Source organism: Rothia sp. HMSC068E02 (assembly GCF_001813565.1).
Classification (GTDB): Bacteria; Actinomycetota; Actinomycetes; order Actinomycetales; family Micrococcaceae; genus Rothia.
Genome location: NZ_KV812882.1, coordinates 285,433 through 304,701, shown reverse-complemented (window position 1 = coordinate 304,701; position 19,269 = coordinate 285,433). Strand labels below are relative to the sequence as shown.

Annotated in this window: 19 protein-coding genes; 8 read left to right on the top strand and 11 right to left on the bottom strand. The window is 59.2% G+C overall.

What is annotated here, in order from left to right; all coding sequences use genetic code 11:
* Positions 1-581: LPXTG cell wall anchor domain-containing protein (locus HMPREF2919_RS03005; RefSeq protein WP_141754845.1), on the top strand; the 581-nt coding region annotated here is incomplete at its 5' end.
* A gap of 138 nt (positions 582-719) precedes the next feature.
* Here HMPREF2919_RS03005 and HMPREF2919_RS03000 read toward each other — a convergent pair.
* Entirely contained in the window at positions 720-2,213 is a 1,494-nt protein-coding gene (locus HMPREF2919_RS03000; RefSeq protein WP_049354198.1) for an amino acid permease, read from the bottom strand.
* Positions 2,214-2,521: 308 nt separating this feature from the next.
* On the bottom strand, positions 2,522-3,034 hold the full coding sequence (locus HMPREF2919_RS02995) for an OsmC family protein (protein WP_210398960.1): 513 nt from the start codon (positions 3,032-3,034) through the stop codon (positions 2,522-2,524).
* A 222-nt stretch (positions 3,035-3,256) separates the two neighbouring features.
* Between HMPREF2919_RS02995 and HMPREF2919_RS02990 the strand changes: the two genes are divergently transcribed.
* The 3 genes from HMPREF2919_RS02990 to HMPREF2919_RS02980 all read left to right on the top strand — a co-directional run bounded on the left by HMPREF2919_RS02990 (position 3,257) and on the right by HMPREF2919_RS02980 (position 5,835).
* A complete protein-coding gene (locus HMPREF2919_RS02990; RefSeq protein WP_044150252.1) occupies positions 3,257-4,063 on the top strand; it encodes an AzlC family ABC transporter permease in 807 nt (268 codons plus the stop codon).
* A gap of 457 nt (positions 4,064-4,520) precedes the next feature.
* Positions 4,521-4,856 carry a branched-chain amino acid transporter permease gene (locus tag HMPREF2919_RS02985; RefSeq protein WP_044150250.1) on the top strand — a complete coding sequence of 112 codons (336 nt, stop codon included), beginning with the start codon at positions 4,521-4,523 and terminating at the stop codon, positions 4,854-4,856.
* Between the two features lie 10 nt (positions 4,857-4,866).
* Positions 4,867-5,835 (top strand): AzlC family ABC transporter permease, encoded by a 969-nt coding sequence (locus HMPREF2919_RS02980; protein WP_070666129.1) that lies wholly within the window; start codon positions 4,867-4,869, stop codon positions 5,833-5,835.
* Positions 5,836-6,030: 195 nt separating this feature from the next.
* Here the strand turns inward: HMPREF2919_RS02980 and tpx are convergent, their stop codons facing one another.
* On the bottom strand, positions 6,031-6,531 hold the full coding sequence (gene tpx / locus HMPREF2919_RS02975) for a thiol peroxidase (RefSeq protein WP_049346965.1): 501 nt from the start codon (positions 6,529-6,531) through the stop codon (positions 6,031-6,033).
* Between the two features lie 278 nt (positions 6,532-6,809).
* On the opposite strand from tpx, the gene HMPREF2919_RS02970 reads away from it, so the two are divergent.
* From HMPREF2919_RS02970 to HMPREF2919_RS02960, 3 genes are all read left to right on the top strand, one after another.
* A complete protein-coding gene (locus HMPREF2919_RS02970) occupies positions 6,810-7,598 on the top strand; it encodes an LppP/LprE family lipoprotein (RefSeq protein ID WP_070666124.1) in 789 nt (262 codons plus the stop codon).
* A gap of 452 nt (positions 7,599-8,050) precedes the next feature.
* Positions 8,051-8,443, top strand: coding sequence for a DoxX family protein (locus HMPREF2919_RS02965; protein ID WP_049358632.1), 393 nt, complete (start codon positions 8,051-8,053; stop codon positions 8,441-8,443).
* Between the two features lie 199 nt (positions 8,444-8,642).
* Positions 8,643-8,900 carry a GlsB/YeaQ/YmgE family stress response membrane protein gene (locus tag HMPREF2919_RS02960; RefSeq protein WP_044150247.1) on the top strand — a complete coding sequence of 86 codons (258 nt, stop codon included), beginning with the start codon at positions 8,643-8,645 and terminating at the stop codon, positions 8,898-8,900.
* A gap of 150 nt (positions 8,901-9,050) precedes the next feature.
* Here HMPREF2919_RS02960 and HMPREF2919_RS02955 read toward each other — a convergent pair whose 3' ends face one another.
* Entirely contained in the window at positions 9,051-9,419 is a 369-nt protein-coding gene (locus tag HMPREF2919_RS02955) for a zinc ribbon domain-containing protein YjdM (RefSeq protein WP_049327608.1), read from the bottom strand.
* Positions 9,420-9,767: 348 nt separating this feature from the next.
* Between HMPREF2919_RS02955 and HMPREF2919_RS02950 the strand changes: the two genes are divergently transcribed.
* Positions 9,768-9,980, top strand: coding sequence for a TOBE domain-containing protein (locus tag HMPREF2919_RS02950; RefSeq protein ID WP_005505155.1), 213 nt, complete (start codon positions 9,768-9,770; stop codon positions 9,978-9,980).
* Positions 9,981-10,253: 273 nt separating this feature from the next.
* Here the strand turns inward: HMPREF2919_RS02950 and HMPREF2919_RS02945 are convergent, their stop codons facing one another.
* The 7 genes from HMPREF2919_RS02945 to HMPREF2919_RS02915 all read right to left on the bottom strand — a co-directional run bounded on the left by HMPREF2919_RS02945 (position 10,254) and on the right by HMPREF2919_RS02915 (position 18,922).
* A complete protein-coding gene (locus HMPREF2919_RS02945; RefSeq protein ID WP_070634836.1) occupies positions 10,254-11,627 on the bottom strand; it encodes a restriction endonuclease subunit S domain-containing protein in 1,374 nt (457 codons plus the stop codon).
* On the bottom strand, positions 11,624-13,558 hold the full coding sequence (locus HMPREF2919_RS02940; protein ID WP_210398959.1) for a type I restriction-modification system subunit M: 1,935 nt from the start codon (positions 13,556-13,558) through the stop codon (positions 11,624-11,626). Before HMPREF2919_RS02940 ends, HMPREF2919_RS02945 begins: the two co-directional genes overlap by 4 nt.
* 81 nt (positions 13,559-13,639) lie before the next feature.
* Positions 13,640-14,725: a redox-regulated ATPase YchF gene (ychF, locus tag HMPREF2919_RS02935; RefSeq protein WP_005505132.1), complete on the bottom strand. Its 1,086-nt coding sequence runs from the start codon at positions 14,723-14,725 to the stop codon at positions 13,640-13,642.
* Positions 14,726-14,941: 216 nt separating this feature from the next.
* Complete coding sequence (locus HMPREF2919_RS02930) at positions 14,942-15,574, bottom strand: response regulator transcription factor (protein WP_005508461.1); 633 nt, start codon at positions 15,572-15,574, stop codon at positions 14,942-14,944.
* 137 nt (positions 15,575-15,711) lie between these two features.
* Entirely contained in the window at positions 15,712-16,995 is a 1,284-nt protein-coding gene (locus HMPREF2919_RS02925; RefSeq protein WP_070593686.1) for a sensor histidine kinase, read from the bottom strand.
* A gap of 145 nt (positions 16,996-17,140) precedes the next feature.
* Complete coding sequence (locus HMPREF2919_RS02920; RefSeq protein ID WP_049356415.1) at positions 17,141-17,899, bottom strand: ABC transporter permease; 759 nt, start codon at positions 17,897-17,899, stop codon at positions 17,141-17,143.
* Positions 17,900-17,968: 69 nt separating this feature from the next.
* The gene (locus HMPREF2919_RS02915; protein WP_070593688.1) at positions 17,969-18,922 is read right to left on the bottom strand and encodes an ABC transporter ATP-binding protein; all 954 of its coding nucleotides are present in this window, start codon (positions 18,920-18,922) and stop codon (positions 17,969-17,971) included.
* Positions 18,923-19,269: the final 347 nt, after the last annotated feature.

Genomic DNA, 19,269 nt, shown 5'->3' with positions numbered 1-19,269 from the left:
CGGAAGCAACCATCGGTGTAAACCCGACCGACGCGCCGACCGTGGCACCCCTGCCCGAGGCAACCGTGGGTGTAAACCCGACCGATGCTCCCACCGTGGCACCCCTGCCCGAGGCAACCGTGGGCGTGAACCCCACCGATGCACCCACCGTGGCTCCCCTGCCGGAAGCAACCATCGGAGTAAACCCGACGGATGCACCGACCGTTCCTGCACTGCCGGAAGCAACCATCGGTGTAAACCCGACCGACGCACCGACGGTTCCTGCACTGCCGGAAGCACCGGTTGCCGATAAGACCCCCAACGCTGACAAGCTGGAGGACGCAACCGTGGCGCATCCCAAGAGTAAGCCCGCTCAGAGCAATCCCGCTCAGGAGGCTCCGGTGACCGCCGCCCAATCGGCTCAGGACACGCTGGCAAAGGACAGCCTCGCTAAGGATCATCTGGCTCAGGAGAGTAGCCCCAAGAAGGCTACCCTGGCGAACACCGGTGCATCCAGTGTTGGTGTGATTGTTGGCATTGGTGTTGCTGCAATCTGTGCTGGTCTTGGCTTGAGTGTTCTGCGCTCGCGCCGCCGCTCCTAAGAGCTACAGGGCGCACAGTCTAGCCCACCCGTGCGGAATAAACTGCGGATAGCAAAGAGCCGCCGGCTCCCCTCAGTCAGGGGAACCGGCGGCTCTTCACGTATCAGCTCATTCAATCAGCTGGCGCAAGTGTTCGTGTTACTTCGAAGCCTTAACCTCGATGCCGCTCACGTCAATCTGCTCCAGCGGAATCAGGCGGTCACGAGTGACCACGCGGTGCACCAGCCAGACCGCGATAATCACGGGCAGGCCAATGTAGGAGCTGAGCACGCCAGCCCAGTCGCCGCTCAGGAACGCCTCGTAGTTCTGACCGCCAATAACGACCAGGCACATGAGGAAGGCGATAATCGGGCCTGCGGGGAAGAACGGTGCCACGTAGGGCAGGTCCTTCAGGCTGTTGCCCTGCTTCAGGTATGCGCGGCGGAAACGGTAGTGAGCCACGGCGATACCCACCCAGGTGATGAAGCCAGCCAGACCGGACACGTTCACCAGCCACAGGTACGCGCCATCCGGGGAGAGCAGTGCGGCGATGAAACCGACCGCACCGATAGCTGCGGTTGCCAGCAGTGCGTTCATGGGCACGCCGCCGGAGTTGATGTGGGTGAACATCTTCGGTGCCTTACCCTCCTGGGCGAGCGCGAAGAGCATACGAGCCGAAACGTACAGGCCCGAGTTACCTGCAGAGAGCACTGCGGAAAGGATCACGGCGTTCATGATGGCTGCCGCGAAGGCGATGCCCGCACGCTCGAAGATGAGGGTGAACGGGGAGATGTTGATGTTGCCGTCCGCTGCGGTGAGCAGGTTCGGGTCGGAGTAAGGAATCAGGAAGCCGATGACGACCATCGCACCGATGTAGAAGAGCATGATGCGCCAGAACACGCTGGTCAGCGCGCGGGGCACGTCGCGGCGGGGGTTCTCAGATTCGCCGGCAGCCACACCGATCATTTCGGTGCCCTGGAAGGAGAAGCCTGCCACCATGAAGATGGCGAGTACGGCGGGTGCGCCGCCGACGAAGGGTGCCTCACCGACGGTCCAGTTGGAGACGCCCGGGGAGCTACCACCCAGGATGCCGAAGATCATGGCGATACCTGCAATGAGGAAGACGACCACCGTAACGACCTTGATGGTGGCGAGCCAGAATTCGCTTTCACCGTAGGAGCGTGCCGAGAGGGCGTTGATGCCAGTCAGCAGCACGAGGAATCCTGCCGCCCACACCCAGGATGGGATATCGGGGAACCAGTACCTCATCACCTCGCCGACGGCGACGAGTTCGGCGGCGACGGTAATCGCCCAGTTGAACCAGTAGTTCCAGCCCATGGCGAAGCCGAAGGACGGGGACACGTAGCGTGCCGCGTAGGTCTGGAATGCGCCGGGGACGGGCAGGTGCGCAGCCATCTCGCCGAGGGACTGCATGAGGAAGAGCACCATGATGCCGATGAGGGCGTAGGCGAGGATTGCGCCGCCGGGGCCTGCGGTGGAGATGGTCTTACCGGATGCGACGAAGAGGCCGGTGCCGATTGCGCCGCCGATTGCGATCATCTGCATGTGGCGGGCGGAGAGGCCTCGCTTCAGTTCACCCTCTGCGGGGGTGGCTTCCGATGCAGCGCCGGAAGTCTCTGTAGGCTGTGCCATGTCAGGTCTTCTTTCTGAGGCTATTGCTTCGTGCGTTTGCTAGCGGTCTAGTCTGGTGTCCAGTCTAGTCCTGCTGCGGGTGGTGTCGCCGAAGGTTTGTGCCTGGGTCAAGAAATTCTTCAATCTTAAGGATTTCTTACGTACCGTAAGTTTTCCTAATCTGAGGGTCAATCCTACTCGCTTTTCAGGCTCTTTTCCACCCAAAACCACAAAAACACAGAAAAACCCTCCCGCACCGCTCATGGATAAGCGGTACGGGAGGGTTCCCTATCAGGCTAATTCACCCGATCTATTCAGCTCACCCGGCTTTAGTCAGCCAGGTTGTGGAAAGAAACGTTCGTGGGGTGCTCCACGGTACGGGAAACGGTGCAGTCCTTCTGCTCGCTGAGCTGGATCAGACGGTCCACCATCTTCTGTGCCTTGGCGCCCTGCTCGTCCTCGGGGAATCGCACATCAAAGTCCACCTCAACGTCGTCGAGGCGCACCGCGCCGTCTTCGGTCTGCTTCAGCGCCGAGGCGAGAACCTCGAACACCTCCGGGGTGGAGCGGCGGGAGGTACCCGCGTCCACATCCACGGAGGAGCAACCGGCAATAGCGGCGAGTAGCAGCTCGACGGGGGTCAGCAGGCCCTCACCCACACCGAAGTCGAGGGTTGCGCCGTTGGCACCGTAGGCACGGTAGCGCAGGCGGTCGATGCGCTCGATTTTGGTCTGACGGTAGTTTTCGAGTTCGCGGCGTTCCTGCTGGCGCGAGTACACCTTCTTCTGCTCTTCTGCGGTCTGCACGGTGTTGTTCTGCTCAGCGTTGTTCTGTTCAGCCATTGAGGTTCCTTTCGGGTTGTCTGCACGGTCACTAGGTTATTCAGCGCCGCGTTGTTTAGCGTCATTCACTATAAGCGTGTTTCTCATATTTTATTCCCGGACTCTTTTTCTCGACGGCCATCTAAGCGCTCCTATACACTGGAAAACCGCGGCGGAGCTTCGAAGTCCCTCACGCACACAGTAGATTTTTTGAAGAGCACAACATACACAAGGAACTCTTTGATGGCACAGACCCCCGGCGCTGAGCGTCCCGACACTGGGCGTACGAGCACGCAGAGTGATTTCCGCTTGGCTGTTGCCGATTCTTCCGTGGTGATGCTCGGTATCGCTGTGCTGGGTTTGGGTTTGGGTATTATCCTCAACGCGCACGGCCTGCCGATCTGGACTGCGCCGCTGCTATCTGCCCTAGTTTTTGCCGGTTCGGTGGAGTTTTTGATGGTGGGTATGGTCAGCGGTGGCGCGCCCCTAGCGTCGATTGCGTTGACGGTGTTCCTGGTGAATGCGCGCCATCTGGTGTACGGTCTTTCATACCCGTTGCACAATGTGAAGGGTTTCTGGGCTAAGGCTCTGACGATTCACACTCTTTGCGATGAGGCGTTTGCTCTTAACTCCGGCCCTGACCGCAATGAGCGTTCGGGGGTGCGCATTCTGTGGGTGAACGCGCTGATTTACGTGTCGTGGGTTCTGAGCGTAGTCCTCGGGTATGTGCTGGGCGCAAGCTTCCTCAGCAGCCTGAAGGGCGTGGACTTCGTGATGGTAGCCATCTTCACGGTTCTTGCGATGGACGGCTACCGCGCCAACCCGGATCGTGTGGCAGTACTATTTATGGCAATTTCTGCCACGGTAGCCCTAATTTTTGCGCCGTCCTCTTTCCTGGTGATGGCGTTGGGTTCGTATGTGGTGCTACTGTTGGTGCGCTTCCCGGTAGCGAAGCGCCGCAGCACCCTGCCGCATCGTGCTGTGCATGAGGTAGCGGCTGAGGCTGAAACCGCCGCTGCCGCTGATGCTCCCGCTTCCACACAACGGTAAGAACGTTACATATGTGCTCAAAACCCGCTAGGATAGATGAAGAGCACCGCTCTCCCCTCTTTCTATTTCTAGGATTACTAAGATGCCTCCCGCGCGAACCTGCGCGGAGGCTCCCAGAGGTGAAGGTACCCCATGACTCAGATGAAAGACACCGCTAAGGAAACTAGCGACGCAGAACGCTGTGCCGCCCCGGAGTAACACCGCACCGGGAGCGGCACCACCCGAGGTCATGCAGAGATGTAGTCTCTGCCCGGAAGGAATACCCCTCCGCCTCACTATTCGCGGCTTTCATCAACTCACGTACCTACCGCACTACTTAGCGCCTTCTCTATGAGTGGGCTCTCCCTACCCTTTTCTTTCGCGGATGTTTTCGCGGCTTCACCCGCGCGCCTCGTTCAGGGTTCTATCACTCTTTCAGGGTTCTTTCGCTGAGTATGTGCAGAAAGAGATAAACCTCATGAACAGTGAAGTAACCACCGGATATATTCTTGCTGCGGTGTTCGTTGCTGCTGGCATTACTTTTCTGTTGCGACTGCTTCCCTTCGGTCTGAAAAAGGCTCTGGCAGGCTCCGAACTTTTGGATGCGCTCAGCCACTGGATTCCGCTCGGCGCAGTTGCGCTACTTGCCATCTATGCGGTGGCGAAGATTGATTACTCCTCGTTCACTACGGCGGCGCCGTACCTGGCGGGCCTGGTGGTGACCGTGGGTGCGCACCTGTGGCGTAAAAATATGGTGCTGAGCATGGTGGCGGGTACCGTCACCTGCGTTGTGCTGGCTAACTGGGTTTTCTAGGGGGGTCACGATGAGCATCTCTAAGAAGTCTGTTTCTTCCACTACTGTTTCCCCCGCTGTTTCTGCTGATCAGCCCGCACCGCAGCAGGCGAGCCAACCCGCGCCCCATCAGGCTTCTCCCGAGCAGGTGGAGCAGGTCATTGCTTCTGCGCTTCCGCTAACCGGCATGATTCCCGTGGTGGAGGCCCCCGCCTCCCCCGATGCACAAGGCTCTCAGCAACCGCGAGAGAGCGGCTTCGCAGAGGCGATGCGCGTTGCCGGTGTGATTATGCTGGGTTTGTTCTTTGTCGGTATTGGTTTGGGTGTGCTTGTCCACAGCTACCATCTGCCGTTCTGGGTGGCTCCCCTGCTGCCGGTACTGGTGTTTGCCGGTTCGGTAGAGTTCGTGCTGATTGACATGATGTCGAATCATGCGTCACTGTTCTCTATCGCCGTGATGACTCTGCTCATTAATTCCCGCCACCTCATGTACGGTCTGTCGTACCCGATTGAGCGTGTGCGTGGTGGTTTGGCGAAGTTCTACACCGTGTACACCCTCATCGATGAGGCGTATGCACTGAATACGGGCCCGGACCGCCATAAGCTGCGTGGTTCCCGCATCCTGTGGATTCATGCGGGTCTGCACCTGAGCGTCCTAGCGAGCGCTACGCTCGGCTACGTGCTGGGTGCAAGTTTCTTGAGTGAGCTCAAGGGCGTGGATTTTGTGATGACGGCACTCTTTGCGGTGCTCGCCATCGATGCTTATCAGAGCTCAAAGGACCGTACCACCGCAGCTATTGCAGGTGTATCTGCAGTGGTTGGTTTGGTGTTGGCGCCGCAGTCGATGCTACTGATTTCGATGGTGGTGTATATGCTGCTACTTATCTCTCGTTTTGTGGTGGCTAAGCGCCGCGGCACCCTGCCGGAGCATATGCTGGTCGCCGATGAGGAGCCTGTCGAAGCCGACGCTCCCGGTCATCCCGGCGCCTCCGAACACTAAGTCTGGATATAGTAAAGCGCCCCGCCCACCCGAAATACCGGGTGGGCGGGGCGTTATGCTGTCGCCAGCCGCATGTGTGGGTGAACCCATGCGCTGTAGACGTTCAGTATCTGCTGTGCTGTGTACCGCCAGGTAACCCTGACGGAAGTATGTGCGGGTGCCGGGATTGTATCCAGCTCCCGTACCAAGCTTAGCTTACTTGATAGCTGCCAGGGCTGCTTCGTAGTTGGGCTCGTTGGTGGTTTCGGGAACCAGCTCGGTGTAGACAACCTCACCGGCGGGGTTCACGACGACCACGGAGCGTGCCAGCAGACCAGCCAGGGGGCCGTCCACGAGCTTCACGCCGAAGTCCTCACCGAAGGAGGAGCGGAAAGCGGAGGAGGTGACGACGTTTTCAATGCCCTCGGCTGCGCAGAAGCGGCCGATTGCGAAGGGCAGGTCGTTGGAGACGCACAGCACGACGGTGTTCTCCAGGCCTGCAGCCTGCTTGTTGAAAGTGCGGACGCTGGTTGCGCAAACACTGGTGTCGACGGAGGGGAAGATGTTCAGCACCAGGTTCTTACCTGCGAAATCTGCGGAGGAAATCTCGGAGAGATCAGCCGCGAGAACCGAAAATTCGGGCAGCTTTGCGCCGACTGCGGGCAGGTCGCCGTTGGTGTGGATTACGAGTTCGTTCTGTAGAGTTACTTCAGCCATGCCTTCATTGTCCCCCGGATAGGGCGGGTGTGCAAGGGGACACAGGCACTAGCGGGCAGAGTTTCCGCATAGCTGATTTTCTGCTACGTTGCTTCACTTCTTCTGGCCCTGCTGTAGCCGCTGTCTAGCGGTAATCCCGGCCTGTGACTCTACGGTAACGAACGGCACTGACTGCACGCACCGCGTGCTCGCCTCTTTTTCCCTATACTGGACGAGTTCACACTATTCACTTCTTGACCAGCACCGATGCGCGTTGCCGCGCATCTTCAGGAGTATTCATGTCTTCTACTCACCGCCGTTTCACCGGCCGCACCGCTTTGGCTCTACCCGCACTGGGCGCCGCTCTAGCTCTTGTTGTCACTTCCTGCTCGGCAAGCACTGATTCTGCTGTTTCGGGTACCGTAGTGTCTTCTTCTAGCAGCGCTTCTGCATCCGCGAGCGCGACCTCCACTCAGGCACTGTTCCCGACCCCGTCGGCGAGCCCTAGCGCTACCCCGAGCGCATCCGCAAGCGCTACCCCGAGTGCTTCGTCGCCTGCTCCGGTGCCGTCGGTGGTGACGATTACGGTTCATGCTGAGCCGACCGCATCCGAGTCGAAGTCGGATTCCAAGTCTGAGGCTAAGTCTGAGTCTAAGAAGGATTCCACCTGCGCGTCTGATTCTGCATCGACCGTGGTGTCTAAGGCTCTGCGCGAGCTGAAGAATAAGAGCAAGTGGGATCAGTGGACGAACGTTTCGCGCACGTACGAGGGTTACGACCCCTGTGCTGAGCTGTCGTGGATTGACGCGATTCCGGGTTCTTCCCCGTCTGATTGCTGCATCTCCTCGATGGCGCACCACATTCTGCTGTTCCACCGCGGCAAGTTCATTGGTACCGCAACCTATGAGCCGTACTCGTTCTCTCCGGTGATTACCCGTACCTCGGACAGCTCGATTAGCGTGACCTACCGTTACGTGAAGGGCGATGAGAGTTCCGCCAGCGCGAGCGGTCGCACGACTGCTGAGTTCAGCTGGAGCTCTTCGCAGAACAAGGTTGTGATGACCGGTGAGGTTCCGCCGAGCGAATAGCCGGTTCACCTTATAGGCTACGTGTTTGATGCCCAAGAAGTTGGGCATACGAGAAACCCGCCGTCTCGCATATGGTGCATATGTGAGACGGCGGGTTTTCCGTTGCTTAAGGATATGTAGAGTGCCCGAGGGCTAGCTATTTAGGCAACGAACTTCTTGTAACCGAAGTATGCGGCGCCTGCCAGGATAGCGATGAACAGAATCTTCTTCATGATGTACTCCTTTGATTGTTCTGAAGGGCACCCAGTGTTTTACTCCGTCTGGCGACTCACCTGAAGGTGAGGGCAGGCGGGGTGTCATCCGCACGTGGTGCCGTTGCTCCCTATCTTACCTGCTTTTGAACAACGTTTTCTGTTTGACGTGCCAAGTCCGCATTTTAGACAGTCAAACACGCGACGGTTAGCGCACCATTGAGCCGAGGAATACGCCTCTGACAGGCGCATAATGGGAGCATGAGTATTTTTAAGAAGAAAGAGTACAGCGCTGAGCGCTCGGCTACTCGCATGGCTCGTGCCCTCGCTGTAATGGGTGCGCTGCACTTCATCATCCCGGATCCCTTCGACTCGATTGTGCCGAAGTACCTGCCGGGTCCTGCGCACGCGTACACTCACGCGTCGGGTGCGGCCGAGCTGGGCACCGCCGCCCTGCTGGCTAATGACAAGACCCGCCGTGCCGGTGGTCTGCTTGCGGCTCTGCTGTTTGTTGCAGTGTTCCCCGCGAATATTCAGATGGCGCTGGATGCGCGTAACCAGTCCACTCAGCGTAAGGCTATTGCGTACGGTCGTCTGCCCCTGCAGCTGCCGATGATTTGTAGCGCTCTGAAGATTTGGCGTAAGTCGAAGTAGCCAATACATTCATCATTCGATGCGTTCGACACGCATCTCATTAATGAGAAAAGCACCTTAGTGTTTTAGAGATAAAACGTTAAGGTGCTTTTAGCTTAATAAAAGCTCATATAAGCTCTTCTTATATCATATTTACGTATAATTGAAAACAACATACTATCTGCCACAGTGGCAGATATATAAACCCAAGGAGATTACAATGGGTACTTTTATTGGCACCATTATTACCGGCGCAATTATTGGTGCACTTGCACGCTTCTTTATGCGAGGCCGCCAGAACATTTCGATTCTTTGGACCATTATCTGCGGTGCTGTCGGCGCAGCTATCGGTACCTGGGCAGCGACCCAGCTGGGTGTTGCAGACACTAGCGGCATTGACTGGATCCGCTGGATTATCTCAATTATTGCTGCAATGCTGACCATTTCCCTGTACATGGGCTTGACCGGTAAAAAGTAAAGAGATATTTGCTAATTTCTTTTAAAACCTAAGCAATTTTTATAAAGCATAAGGCGGCACCTCCCCTAGCGTGAGCTAGTGCGGGAGGTGCCGCCTTTTCTGCGCCTCGCAGGAGGCGTTTTGTGTATTCTTGGCTTATATCGCCTTGGCTTATGCCTTCTTCACCACGGAGGACTTCAGGTACATCTGGCCTGCGCCGGGGACCTTCGCCTCAATGTCGTGGCCGTTGACAGGGGATTCGAGCAGGCGGATGCCGCGCACCTTGGTGCCTGCCTTGATGTCTGCGCCGCCCTTGACCTTCAGGCCCTTGACGATGGTGACGGAGTCGCCGTCGACGAGCTCGTTACCGACGGAGTCGAGAACCTTGGAGCCTGCTTCTTCTTCGGTTTCGCCGGCTGCGGTGCGTTCCCATTCGTGGCCGCACATGGGGCATGCCCAGAGTTCGCCCATCTCGTAGGTGTAGTTTTCGTTGCATTCGGGGCAGGCGGGTGCTTCGATTTCGTTGAGGTTTTCGCTCATGGTTCCTTCTTCTGTCTGTGCGGATGCGCCGTTCCCCTGCACCTGGTTACCGCAGCGTTGGGCGGTGGTGCTGCGGCGTGTGGGCGCGCGTCAGCAAGGCAGGGGTGCGACGGTGGAGGGTGCGAGGATTCTCGCGTTCGTGCTGACTATACCATTTGGTGGGTTTCAAGCCTACTTTTCTGCATGTCATCTGCGGCTCATCTGAGGTGGAGGGGGAGTTGGGGAAACTAAGAACATAAAATTTGCGTAATATTTGCGAAAATTCGGGTTTTTGCACATTATGCAGAAGATAAAGTGTGTAAAGTATCTAGGGCATTTGTACGTTTATTGAGTGAAAGGCACGACTTCATGAAGCTTTCCGCACGTAACCAGTTCGCTGGCAAGGTTGTTGAGATCACCGAGGGTGCTACCAACGGCATCGTTAAGATTGAGATCGCTCCGGAGGTTGTTATCTCTGCTTCCATCACCAACGAGTCCATCAAGGAGCTGGGCCTGAAGGTTGGCGAGACTGCATACGCAGTGATTAAGGCGTCCAACGTTATGGTTGGTGCTGACCACTAATCCCGGTCGATAAGGCTTACACCCGGGCGGCTGCCTGTTGTGGCGCGCGAGGGCTAATAGAGCGGAGCCCCGCACTGTGTGTACAGTGCGGGGCTCCGTTTTTTATATTTTTATCGCTTAGACGTTGAAGCGGAAATCCACACATTCCCCTCTAACTTCGAACCTTGCAGGCTACGAAGAACTCGACGCACTTGTTGATTACGCAACTAAACGCGGATCACGAGAATGCCCTGGCGGATCCGCCAGGGCATTCTTTCGCGCGACAGTCCAGGCTTACACAGTCTCCAGTCTCGACAACATCGCGTTCTCGAGCCGGTCAATCACGTCGGCTTCTACCCGACTGGCCTCAGCGAACTTCTGCCAACACTCGTAAGCCTCGTGCCCAAGATCCTCGTCCATCGGCGGCAACACGACTTCATTGAGATTGACAGGGTCGACAACGTCAACTACGGACCCAAAGGCGCTCGCCTTTACCTGCCGCTGTACATGGTCAGTCGAAAAACAGAGGTACAGCCAGCCAGGACTGACATTCGCTTTGGGACGAACCCGCATAACGTTGTGGCTTGCCAACCATGCAGCCCGATCATCGGTGATAAGCGCCGGGAGCGAGATACGTTCTTCGGCCCGTCCACGCGCACCGAACACGAGAGTTCCAGCACCCAACTCATACGCCTCGAAGTCGAGGGCACGGGCGGAGATGTATTGAAGGTTGACAGGCTTCATCTGCAACAGGTGTCGCCCCGACATGATCGGACGCCCGTGACCCTCGTCGACGTAGTAGCGCTTGTAGCGGTTCGGCATCGAAGTCTCGGCGATTTCCTGTACCCGCTTCCCACCCAACGCCAATAGGTCCGAGCGAATCTGACCAACAATCGGGTCGTGGACTGCGACATCGAGCCGTGATCTGAGGTCGGTGGCGCGTACGGTCCACCCCTCACGGAGCGGGGTTGACGACGGGATGGGCGGCAGATCTTCTACGAATTCGCGGACGAGCTGTTGGAGTCGGAGTCGTGACCGCTCGCGCGTCTTCACGACTCCACCCATAGTTTCGGCAATATCGTTCACCACCTGTGCGTCGAGGAACGGAACCCGCACGGACGCAAGATCGTCAGCCGAGAGGTGGTCGATTACGTTGCCAGTCTTGCTACGCGTCAGTAGAGCTTGCCCGGTCGGCGTACTAAGGAATGCCAGCACATAGAGGCGGTCAGTCTCGTCCGCGATATGCAACCTCAGCATGTCGTCGCTGACGACGAACTGACTGATGTATTCGTCCGCGTACGCAAGGGGGCCCAGATTCCTGCCGGAGCACGTCTGGAGGATCGTGCCCACCTCTGGCATCAGACTTTCTAGTCCGGCGCTCCCGCTCTTCGACAGCTGGTCTGCTGGCTGAGGGAGATAGTCGAACACATCATACGGTCGCAGATACGGCAGTGACTCCTCACCTTGGGCCGCGTACACGCGACGAGTCCGCGAGGTCGCTCCGACCTGTCCGAGGCCACCGTCGCCACCAACCGTGCGAAGCACGACACCTGAAGCGCCGAGCATCTGCACGCGCTCGTTGGCGAGCACGCCCGGCGAACAGTAATACTTGGCATCGAGGCGACCTTCGGAGAACGCCACCTGCGATCGGACGGGCGCGATAATCACGGTTGAGCCTCCAGCCAACGGCGGTAGGCGTCGGCAACCTCACCGAGCTCATCGTCAACCTGACGCTCAGTGACCTCGATCTGGCGCACAACCTCGGAGCCCGTTACCTGGTCGATCTCGGAAATCGTCTCGATGCGCTTGACCAGAGCGTCCTCACCGTCAGAAGTCCGGCGGTAGATTACGTTGCCCCGCTTGTCGTGTCCGATCTTCTCCGCAACAGCCATAAACACCGGGTAGTCGAGACCGTTGGCCTCGGCCTCATCGACCTCAACATCGTCAAGTCGGCGCATCAGCACCATCGAAGTCTGCGTGTCGTTCTTCGGCTGGAAAAGATCGCGTTGCATGTCAACGACAGCAAGGATCTGAGCGCGCTTCAGAATCCAGCTTCGGATGTAGGCGTTGCCGGGATTGTTGAGGATTCCGTTAGGGATGACCATGGCCATCCGACCAGTCCCGGGCTTAAGCAGCTGTAGCGCCCGCTCGATAAAAAGAATCTCCGGCGGCTGCGACTTCTGCAGGACGCGGCTACCGTGCTTATCGAGCCTGATTGCCCACACGCCATTCTCGTCCTGGTCCCAGACGGCTGCCAAGTCGTACTGGGAAAGAATCTCTTCGTCGTCGATCGGGATCTTCGCACCGAATGGCGGGTTGGACACGATCACGTCGATGGAGGCGAGCGGGATGGACTCACGTAGCATCGACGACCACTTGTGCGGGTTCTCGAGCGTGTTGGCCTGGAACAGGCCGCCGGAGCCGTCGTTGTTCATGACCATGTTCATCTTCGCTGCCCGCACAAGCGCGGGATTCAGGTCGATGCCGAAGACGCACTGGCGGAAGTACTCGTCACGGCGACGGTAGAGCTCCGCCTGCTCGTACTCCGAGCCCCGGGCTGGGTCCACCCACTGGTCCCGCTCAGACTTCTCGATGTAGTCGAGCGCGTGGTTCATGCCTGTGATGAGGAAGCCGCCGGTGCCGCACGAGGGATCGAGGATCCGCTCACCCGGCTGCGGGTCGAGCATCGTGACGGCCATGCGGCAGGCGTTGCGCGGCGTGAAAAACTCACCGCGGTCTCCGCGGAGATTCGAACCGACGATCTCTTCGTAAGCGACGCCCTTGACATCAACGGGCGAGCGCAGGAGGGAGTAACCTTGTAGCTCGGTGACGACGTAGGCCACCACCTCGGGCTTGAGGTCGATGTCAACGTCTCTGGCCTCGAAGATTGTCGGGTACTTCTTGACGACGCGCTGCTCAAAAAGGTCTTGGATACGCTTCTTCGCCGCTGGGGCGACCGTCGAACTACCACGCTCGGAAGGAGTGGCGAAGAAGTTCAGCTTGGGGGCGCGTTCGTCCTCGATTTTTGTGAAGATCAGCTTGAGCAGCTCCCAAAAGGCCTCTGTCTTCTGCTTTCCCTCATGGGCGGCGATGTAGTTATGGCAGCGCCGGAAGGCAAACAACAGGTTGTCGGCAGTGGCGACCTTGAGGTCTTTGCGACTCGGTCTCTGGGCGTCAGCCTCTGTCTGACCGAATCCGGGTATGTCGATAATCTCCTCGAACGTCCAGCCGCCCTTGCTGTCACCGCGCTTGGCAAAGCAGAACCGATCAGTACCGTTCGTCCACATCCCGTACCTGACATTGAGACTGGAAGCCATGTACGACTGTAGCTGGCCGACCCCCTCAGTGCGATGCGTGGGCTTGACGTCGGCCTTCTTGGTCTCGACAAGAATGTAGGCGTTCGCCTGGGTGTGGTCGGAGTCCTTGTTGAATACCACGATGTCCACGCGCTTACGCGAAGATCCAACCCTGATGGTGAACTCCGGGGTGCAATCGCCTGGGGGATACTTGTACTGTCGCACAAGCGCCTTCTCGATGTTCTGCCGGATATACTCCTCCGGGGTGTCCTTGACGAATTTCCCGGTCAGGAAGTCGGCCACCTTTCCTTCAGGGACCGACCCGACGGGCTGAACTGAAGGAGCGGTAACTGGGTGTAGAGCGTTCATCATTACTTCTTCCTCCTAGACGTTAAAGCGGAACTCGACTACGTCGCCGTCCTGCATGATGTAGTCCTTGCCCTCCATACGGACCTTACCGCGAGCCTTCGCCTCCGCCATGGAGCCAGCCTCATCCAGGTCCTTGAACGACACAACCTCAGCCTTAATGAAGCCGCGCTCAAAATCAGAGTGAATCACACCGGCAGCCTGCGGCGCAGTATCACCCTTGTAAATAGTCCAGGCGCGAGCCTCCTTCGGGCCAGCAGTCAGGTAAGTCTGCAGCCCCAGAGTCGAGAAGCCCACGCGAGCCAGCTGGTCCAGGCCGGACTCATCCTGACCGTTCATCTCCAGCATCTCGCGAGCCTCCTCCTCAGACAGCTCCACCAGATCAGCCTCCAGCTTCGCATCCAAGAACACAGCCTCAGCCGGCGCCACCATGTCACGCAGCTCCTGCTGCTTCTCCTCAGACGCCAGAATGCCCTCATCCGCGTTGAACACGTAAATGAACGGCTTAGCAGTCAGCAGGTTCAGCTCCTTCAAGTGAGCCAGCTCCAGCTTCGCGTCCTTCGCACGAGAAATGATGGTGTCACCATCCTCCAGGATCTTCTGCGCAGCCTTATAGGTCTCCAGCTGAGCGGCGTCACCCTTCTTAATCTTCACAGCCTTCTCCAGACGCGGAATAGCGTTCTCCAGAGTCTGCAGGTCAGCCAGAATCAGCTCAGTGTTAATGGTCTCCATATCGGAGGCGGGATCGACCTTGCCGTCCACGTGAATGACGTCCGGGTCATCAAACGCACGCACCACCTGCGCGATAGCGTGCGCCTCACGAATGTTCGCGAGGAACTTGTTACCCAGACCCTCACCCTCAGAAGCGCCCTTCACAATACCCGCAATATCAACGAACGAAACAGTCGCAGGCAGAATACGCTCCGAACCAAAAATCTCAGCCAGACGGTTCAGACGCGCATCCGGCAGGTTCACCACGCCCACGTTCGGGTCAATGGTCGCGAACGGGTAGTTAGCCGCCAGCACAGTGTTGCCGGTCAGAGCGTTGAACAGGGTGGACTTGCCCACGTTAGGCAGGCCAACAATGCCGATAGTTAGAGCCACAAGTTTTCCTTCGAATCATGTACCCCGCCAAACACTCAGGATGCGCCGCGTACGTGATGCGGCGGGTGCGGGCGGGCACAGGGCGAAAATGGTGCCCGCTTCCAAGCGCGACACCGCCAGCCTCAAGAAGAAACGGGTGCGGGGCGCCTGCGGGCATAGACACTACCATTCTACCGTGTTCGCGCAGGAGCCGCCCGTGTTGATGAGAGCAGCGGGTTAGAGCCAGCCGTTCTCCGTGGCGATACGCACCGCATCCTGACGAGTCGACGCACCCGTCTTCGCCATCGCCGCCGACAAATAATTACGCACCGTACCCGCCGACAAAAACAACGCCGACGCAATCTGCTGAGCCGTACCACCCGACGCCGCCTCACGCAGCACCTGCGCCTCACGCTCCGTCAACGGAGAAGCACCCGTCACCAAAGAATCCGCCGCCAACGACGGATCCACCACACGCAACCCCGCATGCACACGACGAATCGCCTCCGCCAACTGGCGAGCCCCCGTATCCTTCACCACGAAACCACTCGCACCAGCCTCCAGGGCGCGGCGCACATAGCCCGGGCGCCCAAAAGTCGTCACAATCAGCGTACGCACCGGCTCACCCGACTCACTCACCGCACCCGCATCACGCAGCGCCGCAGCCGCCTCAATACCATCAGCCAGCAAAGTACCGGGCATCTGCACATCCAACAGCACCACGTCCGGCTTCAGCAGGGCGACAGCACCCAACACCTCATCACCACTACCGACCTGACCCACAATCTGCAGGTCAACCTCCAGACCCAGCAGAGCGGCAAGAGCCTCACGGATGAGCTGCTGATCGTCAGCGAGCAGAACACGAATCATGGGAGCCTCCCAGGGCTGAAGACGGGGTGATAAGGCGGGCGGAACAACCGCGTGAGGTTGTCTACCACCACCATACAGGGGCGGGTAGCTCCCCCGTCCAGGGCGCGGCGACAAGTTCCACAATCTGCAGAACCTACCTACAGCAGTGAGGTGTCACCGTCCATGCTCACACGGATGCGCGTACCCACCCCACCGCCAGGGTTCTCAGCCAGCCACTGCTCGGGTGCCGGCTCAATCACCACGCTACCGCCGGACGCCGCCACGCGCTGAGCCATGCCCGTCAGGCCGTTACCGCGCGCATCGCCCGCACCCACGCCGTTATCGAGGATATCCAGGCCGGTTGCGCTCAGACGCACCCGCGCCGCGTTCGCGCCCGAGTGGCGCACCATGTTCGTGACCGCCTCACGCAGCACCCAAGAGAACAGCTTCGCGTTCACGCCAGCCACCGCGAGCGCGCTCTGAGCATCCGGCAGTTCGGCGCGAATACCGGCAGTCTGCAGGGCACGACCCGCACCCTCAATCTCACCCGAGAAGTCGGGCACACGCAGGCGCGTCACGGTTGAGCGAACCTCCGCCAGGGATGCGCGGGACAGCTGCGCGATCGCCTCCATCTCCGCGCCGGCGCGGGCGGGGTCAATCTCCAGCAGACGCTGCGCCAGCTCAGCTTTGAGGGTGATGACGGTCAGGGAGTGTCCGAGCACGTCGTGCACGTCGCGGGCAATCTCTTCACGTTCCTCAGAGAGCGCCAGGGAGGCACGCGCCACGTCCGCGCGTTCGCCCAGCTCAATCAGGTAGGAGAAGCCCAGCATGCCCACCATCGGTGCACCAATAAAGAGGGCCATACCACCGCGCGCGGTGACATCAAAGCCGATGCTCGCCATAAAAATTAGCCAGCAGGCCAGGGCAATCGTCGCCGCTACACCCAAGCGCAGGCGGTACGGGGCGATTGTGCCAAAAATCCAGAACGCCACAAAGTACATGCTGAACGACAAGAACACCATATACGCCGATTCCAACCGCAGCGCCGTCAGGCCAACCACAGGCAGCGCCATCAGTAGCGTCCAGATGACGCTTCGACGCACCGTGGAGGCGACCGGCACCAGCCACGGCACCGCGTACGCCGAGCAGTTCACCACCGCAAACAGTGCCACCAGCGCCACACCGGCCCAGCGCACCGGCCCCAACTCCGGGGTGGTGAGGAAGCTGTCCAGCGGCATGAGCAGAAACACCAGCCACGGGGCACTAAAGCCCAGCGCCAGCCAGTTCACGTTGCCACGGCGTTCACGGTAGAGGAAGCGGAAGCGGTGCTTGCCCAGGGTGCGCTTCGCGGCGGAGGGTGCCGCCTCGTTCTCTGCGTGGGGGTATTCGTTCACGGCGCGAGCCTGGTCAGTGTTGTGCGGGTGGGTGTGGATTTCGGTCATGGTTCTAGCCTAACGTGCGGGTGCCGCGGGTGCAGATGCCACCGGTGCGGCGGTGTCAGTAGGGGCTGTGTTAGTAGATGCAGTATGAGTGGATACGGCTTCCGCCGCAGCCTCGGAGGTTCGAGGCTGCGGCGGGAAGAAGCGTTTAGCGGCGAGTTGCGCGGCGCATCAGCAGGGCAGAAACACCCAGGAAGATAGCCGCCCACACGACCAGGCTCACTACGGCGTACCAGAGCGGCTCGGTCACGAACCAGTCCTCACCACCCAGAATAATGGTCTGACCTGCGGCGAAGGGGTAGCGGGCAATCTCGGCAGCACCGTACAGCGGGGTGAAGCGGGCGTACTTCAGCAGGTCGGTGCTCAGCGGGGAGAACACGGTACCGAAGAAGCTCATAATCACCAGCAGACCGTTCGCAATGGACACGGCGTTCTCGTTACGAATCAGCAGACCCATCATGATGCCGTAGAAGGCGAACACCAGACCGCACAGCACCGTCAGCGCGCCGGCTGCAAGCTGCTGGTTCACAGGAATCTCAACACCGGTAAACATGCCCACAATGTTCACCGCAATCACCGGCAGCGCAGAAATCACCAGGGCGGTCAGAGCCTTCGCACCCAGGTACTTGCCGGTGGTCAGCGGGGTCAGCGCCAGCTGGCGGTTCCAGCCGCTGGAGAGCTCGGTGACGGTGCTGCCGCTAATCGCCACGGTGTTCTGCACAGCACCGTACAGCGCCATGCCAATCATGACGTAGGCCGCTACGTTGCCGTCGCCCATCTGTTGGGAGGAGTAGTCCTGCATCGCGCCAAAGAGCAGGAAGAAGACAATCGGCAGTGCCACGCCGAAGAAGAAACGGTCGGTCGAGAGAATAGAAGCGCGGATGTCGTAGAGTGCGTAGCGGAGCATGATGTTTTCCTTGAGGTGTGTAGCGGCGGTGTAGCGTTTAGATGATGTGGTGTTTAGGCAGTCTGATGTTTAGGCGTCGGATGCCTTGGAGGCGGCGGCCTGCTCGGTCAGCAGGGTGAAGGACTCGTCCAGGGAGGGCTTGGTGACCTCCAGGTCGCTGATGCTGTAGTTATTCAGCAGAGTGCGCAGTACCTGCTCAATCTCCAGCACGGAGATGCGGTGGCGGTACCCTCCGGACTCTTCGGTCACCTCGACCGGCACATCCAGGTCGGTGATGGGCGCGGGTGCGAGGAAGGAAAGGTGGCGGTGGCCGGTCAGGGCGCGAATCTCATCGGAGGAGCCGTCAGCAATGATGGAGCCGGATTCCATGAGCACGATGCGCTGGGCGAAGTTCTGTGCTTCTTCCAGGTAGTGCGTCGCAAAAAGAATGGTCGTTCCACGTTCTGCGATGGCTTCCATACGCTCCCAGAAGGTGCGGCGCGCATTCACGTCCATGCCGGCGGTCGGCTCGTCCAGAATCAGCAGTTCCGGCGAGTGCATGGTCGCCAGGGCGTAACGCAGACGCTGCTGCTGACCGCCCGAGCACTTGCCGACCTTACGCTTAGCAATATCGGTCAGGTCGGCACCGGCGAGTACCTCATCCACGTCAATGGGCTTGGGGTACAGCGCCGCAATCATCTCGACCGTGGCGCGGATCGTCAGATCCTTGAGCAGGCCACCGGTCTGCTGAACCGCACCGAGCAGACCGGCGCGTGCAGCCTCGGAGGCGTTGCGACCGAAGACGCTCAACTCACCGCCGCTGGGCTGGGTCAGACCAAGAATCATGTCGATGAGGGTGGTCTTACCTGCGCCATTGGGGCCGAGCAGGGCGATGATTTCGCCACGTTTGACGGTCAGGTCAATCGAGTCGACGGCGACCACGGTGCCTGCCGCACGGGTGGTGAAAACCTGGCGGAGGGAGCGGGCAGAAATAACGGTTTCTGCGGTGTTGTGCTTGCTGTTCTGAAGTGCTGCGGTGTTCATGTTTCTATTACACCGCCGGTTTTCGCGCCGCTGCGGTACAGAGTGTCATGACCTGCACATGACAAATGTCATGAGTTGAGGACATGCGAGCATCGCGGTCGGTTACGCAAAGCGGGGGCTCCGTCCTCAAGGCGCCTGTATCAATCGTTGTTGGGGCGCCGCAGAAGGGGAACTCCCCCAGCAGCGGAGGCGGTCACGCGAAGCGGGGGCTCCGTCCTCAAGGCGCCCCAGCGCCGCAGAGGGGGCACTCCCCCGCGTGGCGTGACAGCAAAAGCTGTGCAAATACCCCTACCCGTGCATCCTGCACAGCAGATACAAAAATCCCCGTATCCAATCCCAAACGGGAG

Excerpts from the sequence above, each read along its gene's own strand:
- HMPREF2919_RS02990 (WP_044150252.1), top strand. The coding sequence starts at position 3,257 with ATGGCACAGACCCCCGGCGCTGAGCGTCCCGACACTGGGCGTACGAGC.
- HMPREF2919_RS02960 (WP_044150247.1), top strand. The coding sequence starts at position 8,643 with ATGGGTACTTTTATTGGCACCATTATTACCGGCGCAATTATTGGTGCA.
- HMPREF2919_RS02965 (WP_049358632.1), top strand. The coding sequence starts at position 8,051 with ATGAGTATTTTTAAGAAGAAAGAGTACAGCGCTGAGCGCTCGGCTACT.
- HMPREF2919_RS02955 (WP_049327608.1), bottom strand. The coding sequence starts at position 9,419 with ATGAGCGAAAACCTCAACGAAATCGAAGCACCCGCCTGCCCCGAATGC.
- HMPREF2919_RS02920 (WP_049356415.1), bottom strand. The coding sequence starts at position 17,899 with ATGCTCCGCTACGCACTCTACGACATCCGCGCTTCTATTCTCTCGACC.
- HMPREF2919_RS02915 (WP_070593688.1), bottom strand. The coding sequence starts at position 18,922 with ATGAACACCGCAGCACTTCAGAACAGCAAGCACAACACCGCAGAAACC.
- HMPREF2919_RS02930 (WP_005508461.1), bottom strand. The coding sequence starts at position 15,574 with ATGATTCGTGTTCTGCTCGCTGACGATCAGCAGCTCATCCGTGAGGCT.
- HMPREF2919_RS02970 (WP_070666124.1), top strand. The coding sequence starts at position 6,810 with ATGTCTTCTACTCACCGCCGTTTCACCGGCCGCACCGCTTTGGCTCTA.
- HMPREF2919_RS02995 (WP_210398960.1), bottom strand. The coding sequence starts at position 3,034 with ATGGCTGAACAGAACAACGCTGAGCAGAACAACACCGTGCAGACCGCA.
- HMPREF2919_RS02985 (WP_044150250.1), top strand. The coding sequence starts at position 4,521 with ATGAACAGTGAAGTAACCACCGGATATATTCTTGCTGCGGTGTTCGTT.
- tpx (WP_049346965.1), bottom strand. The coding sequence starts at position 6,531 with ATGGCTGAAGTAACTCTACAGAACGAACTCGTAATCCACACCAACGGC.
- HMPREF2919_RS02950 (WP_005505155.1), top strand. The coding sequence starts at position 9,768 with ATGAAGCTTTCCGCACGTAACCAGTTCGCTGGCAAGGTTGTTGAGATC.
- HMPREF2919_RS03000 (WP_049354198.1), bottom strand. The coding sequence starts at position 2,213 with ATGGCACAGCCTACAGAGACTTCCGGCGCTGCATCGGAAGCCACCCCC.
- HMPREF2919_RS02925 (WP_070593686.1), bottom strand. The coding sequence starts at position 16,995 with ATGACCGAAATCCACACCCACCCGCACAACACTGACCAGGCTCGCGCC.
- HMPREF2919_RS02980 (WP_070666129.1), top strand. The coding sequence starts at position 4,867 with ATGAGCATCTCTAAGAAGTCTGTTTCTTCCACTACTGTTTCCCCCGCT.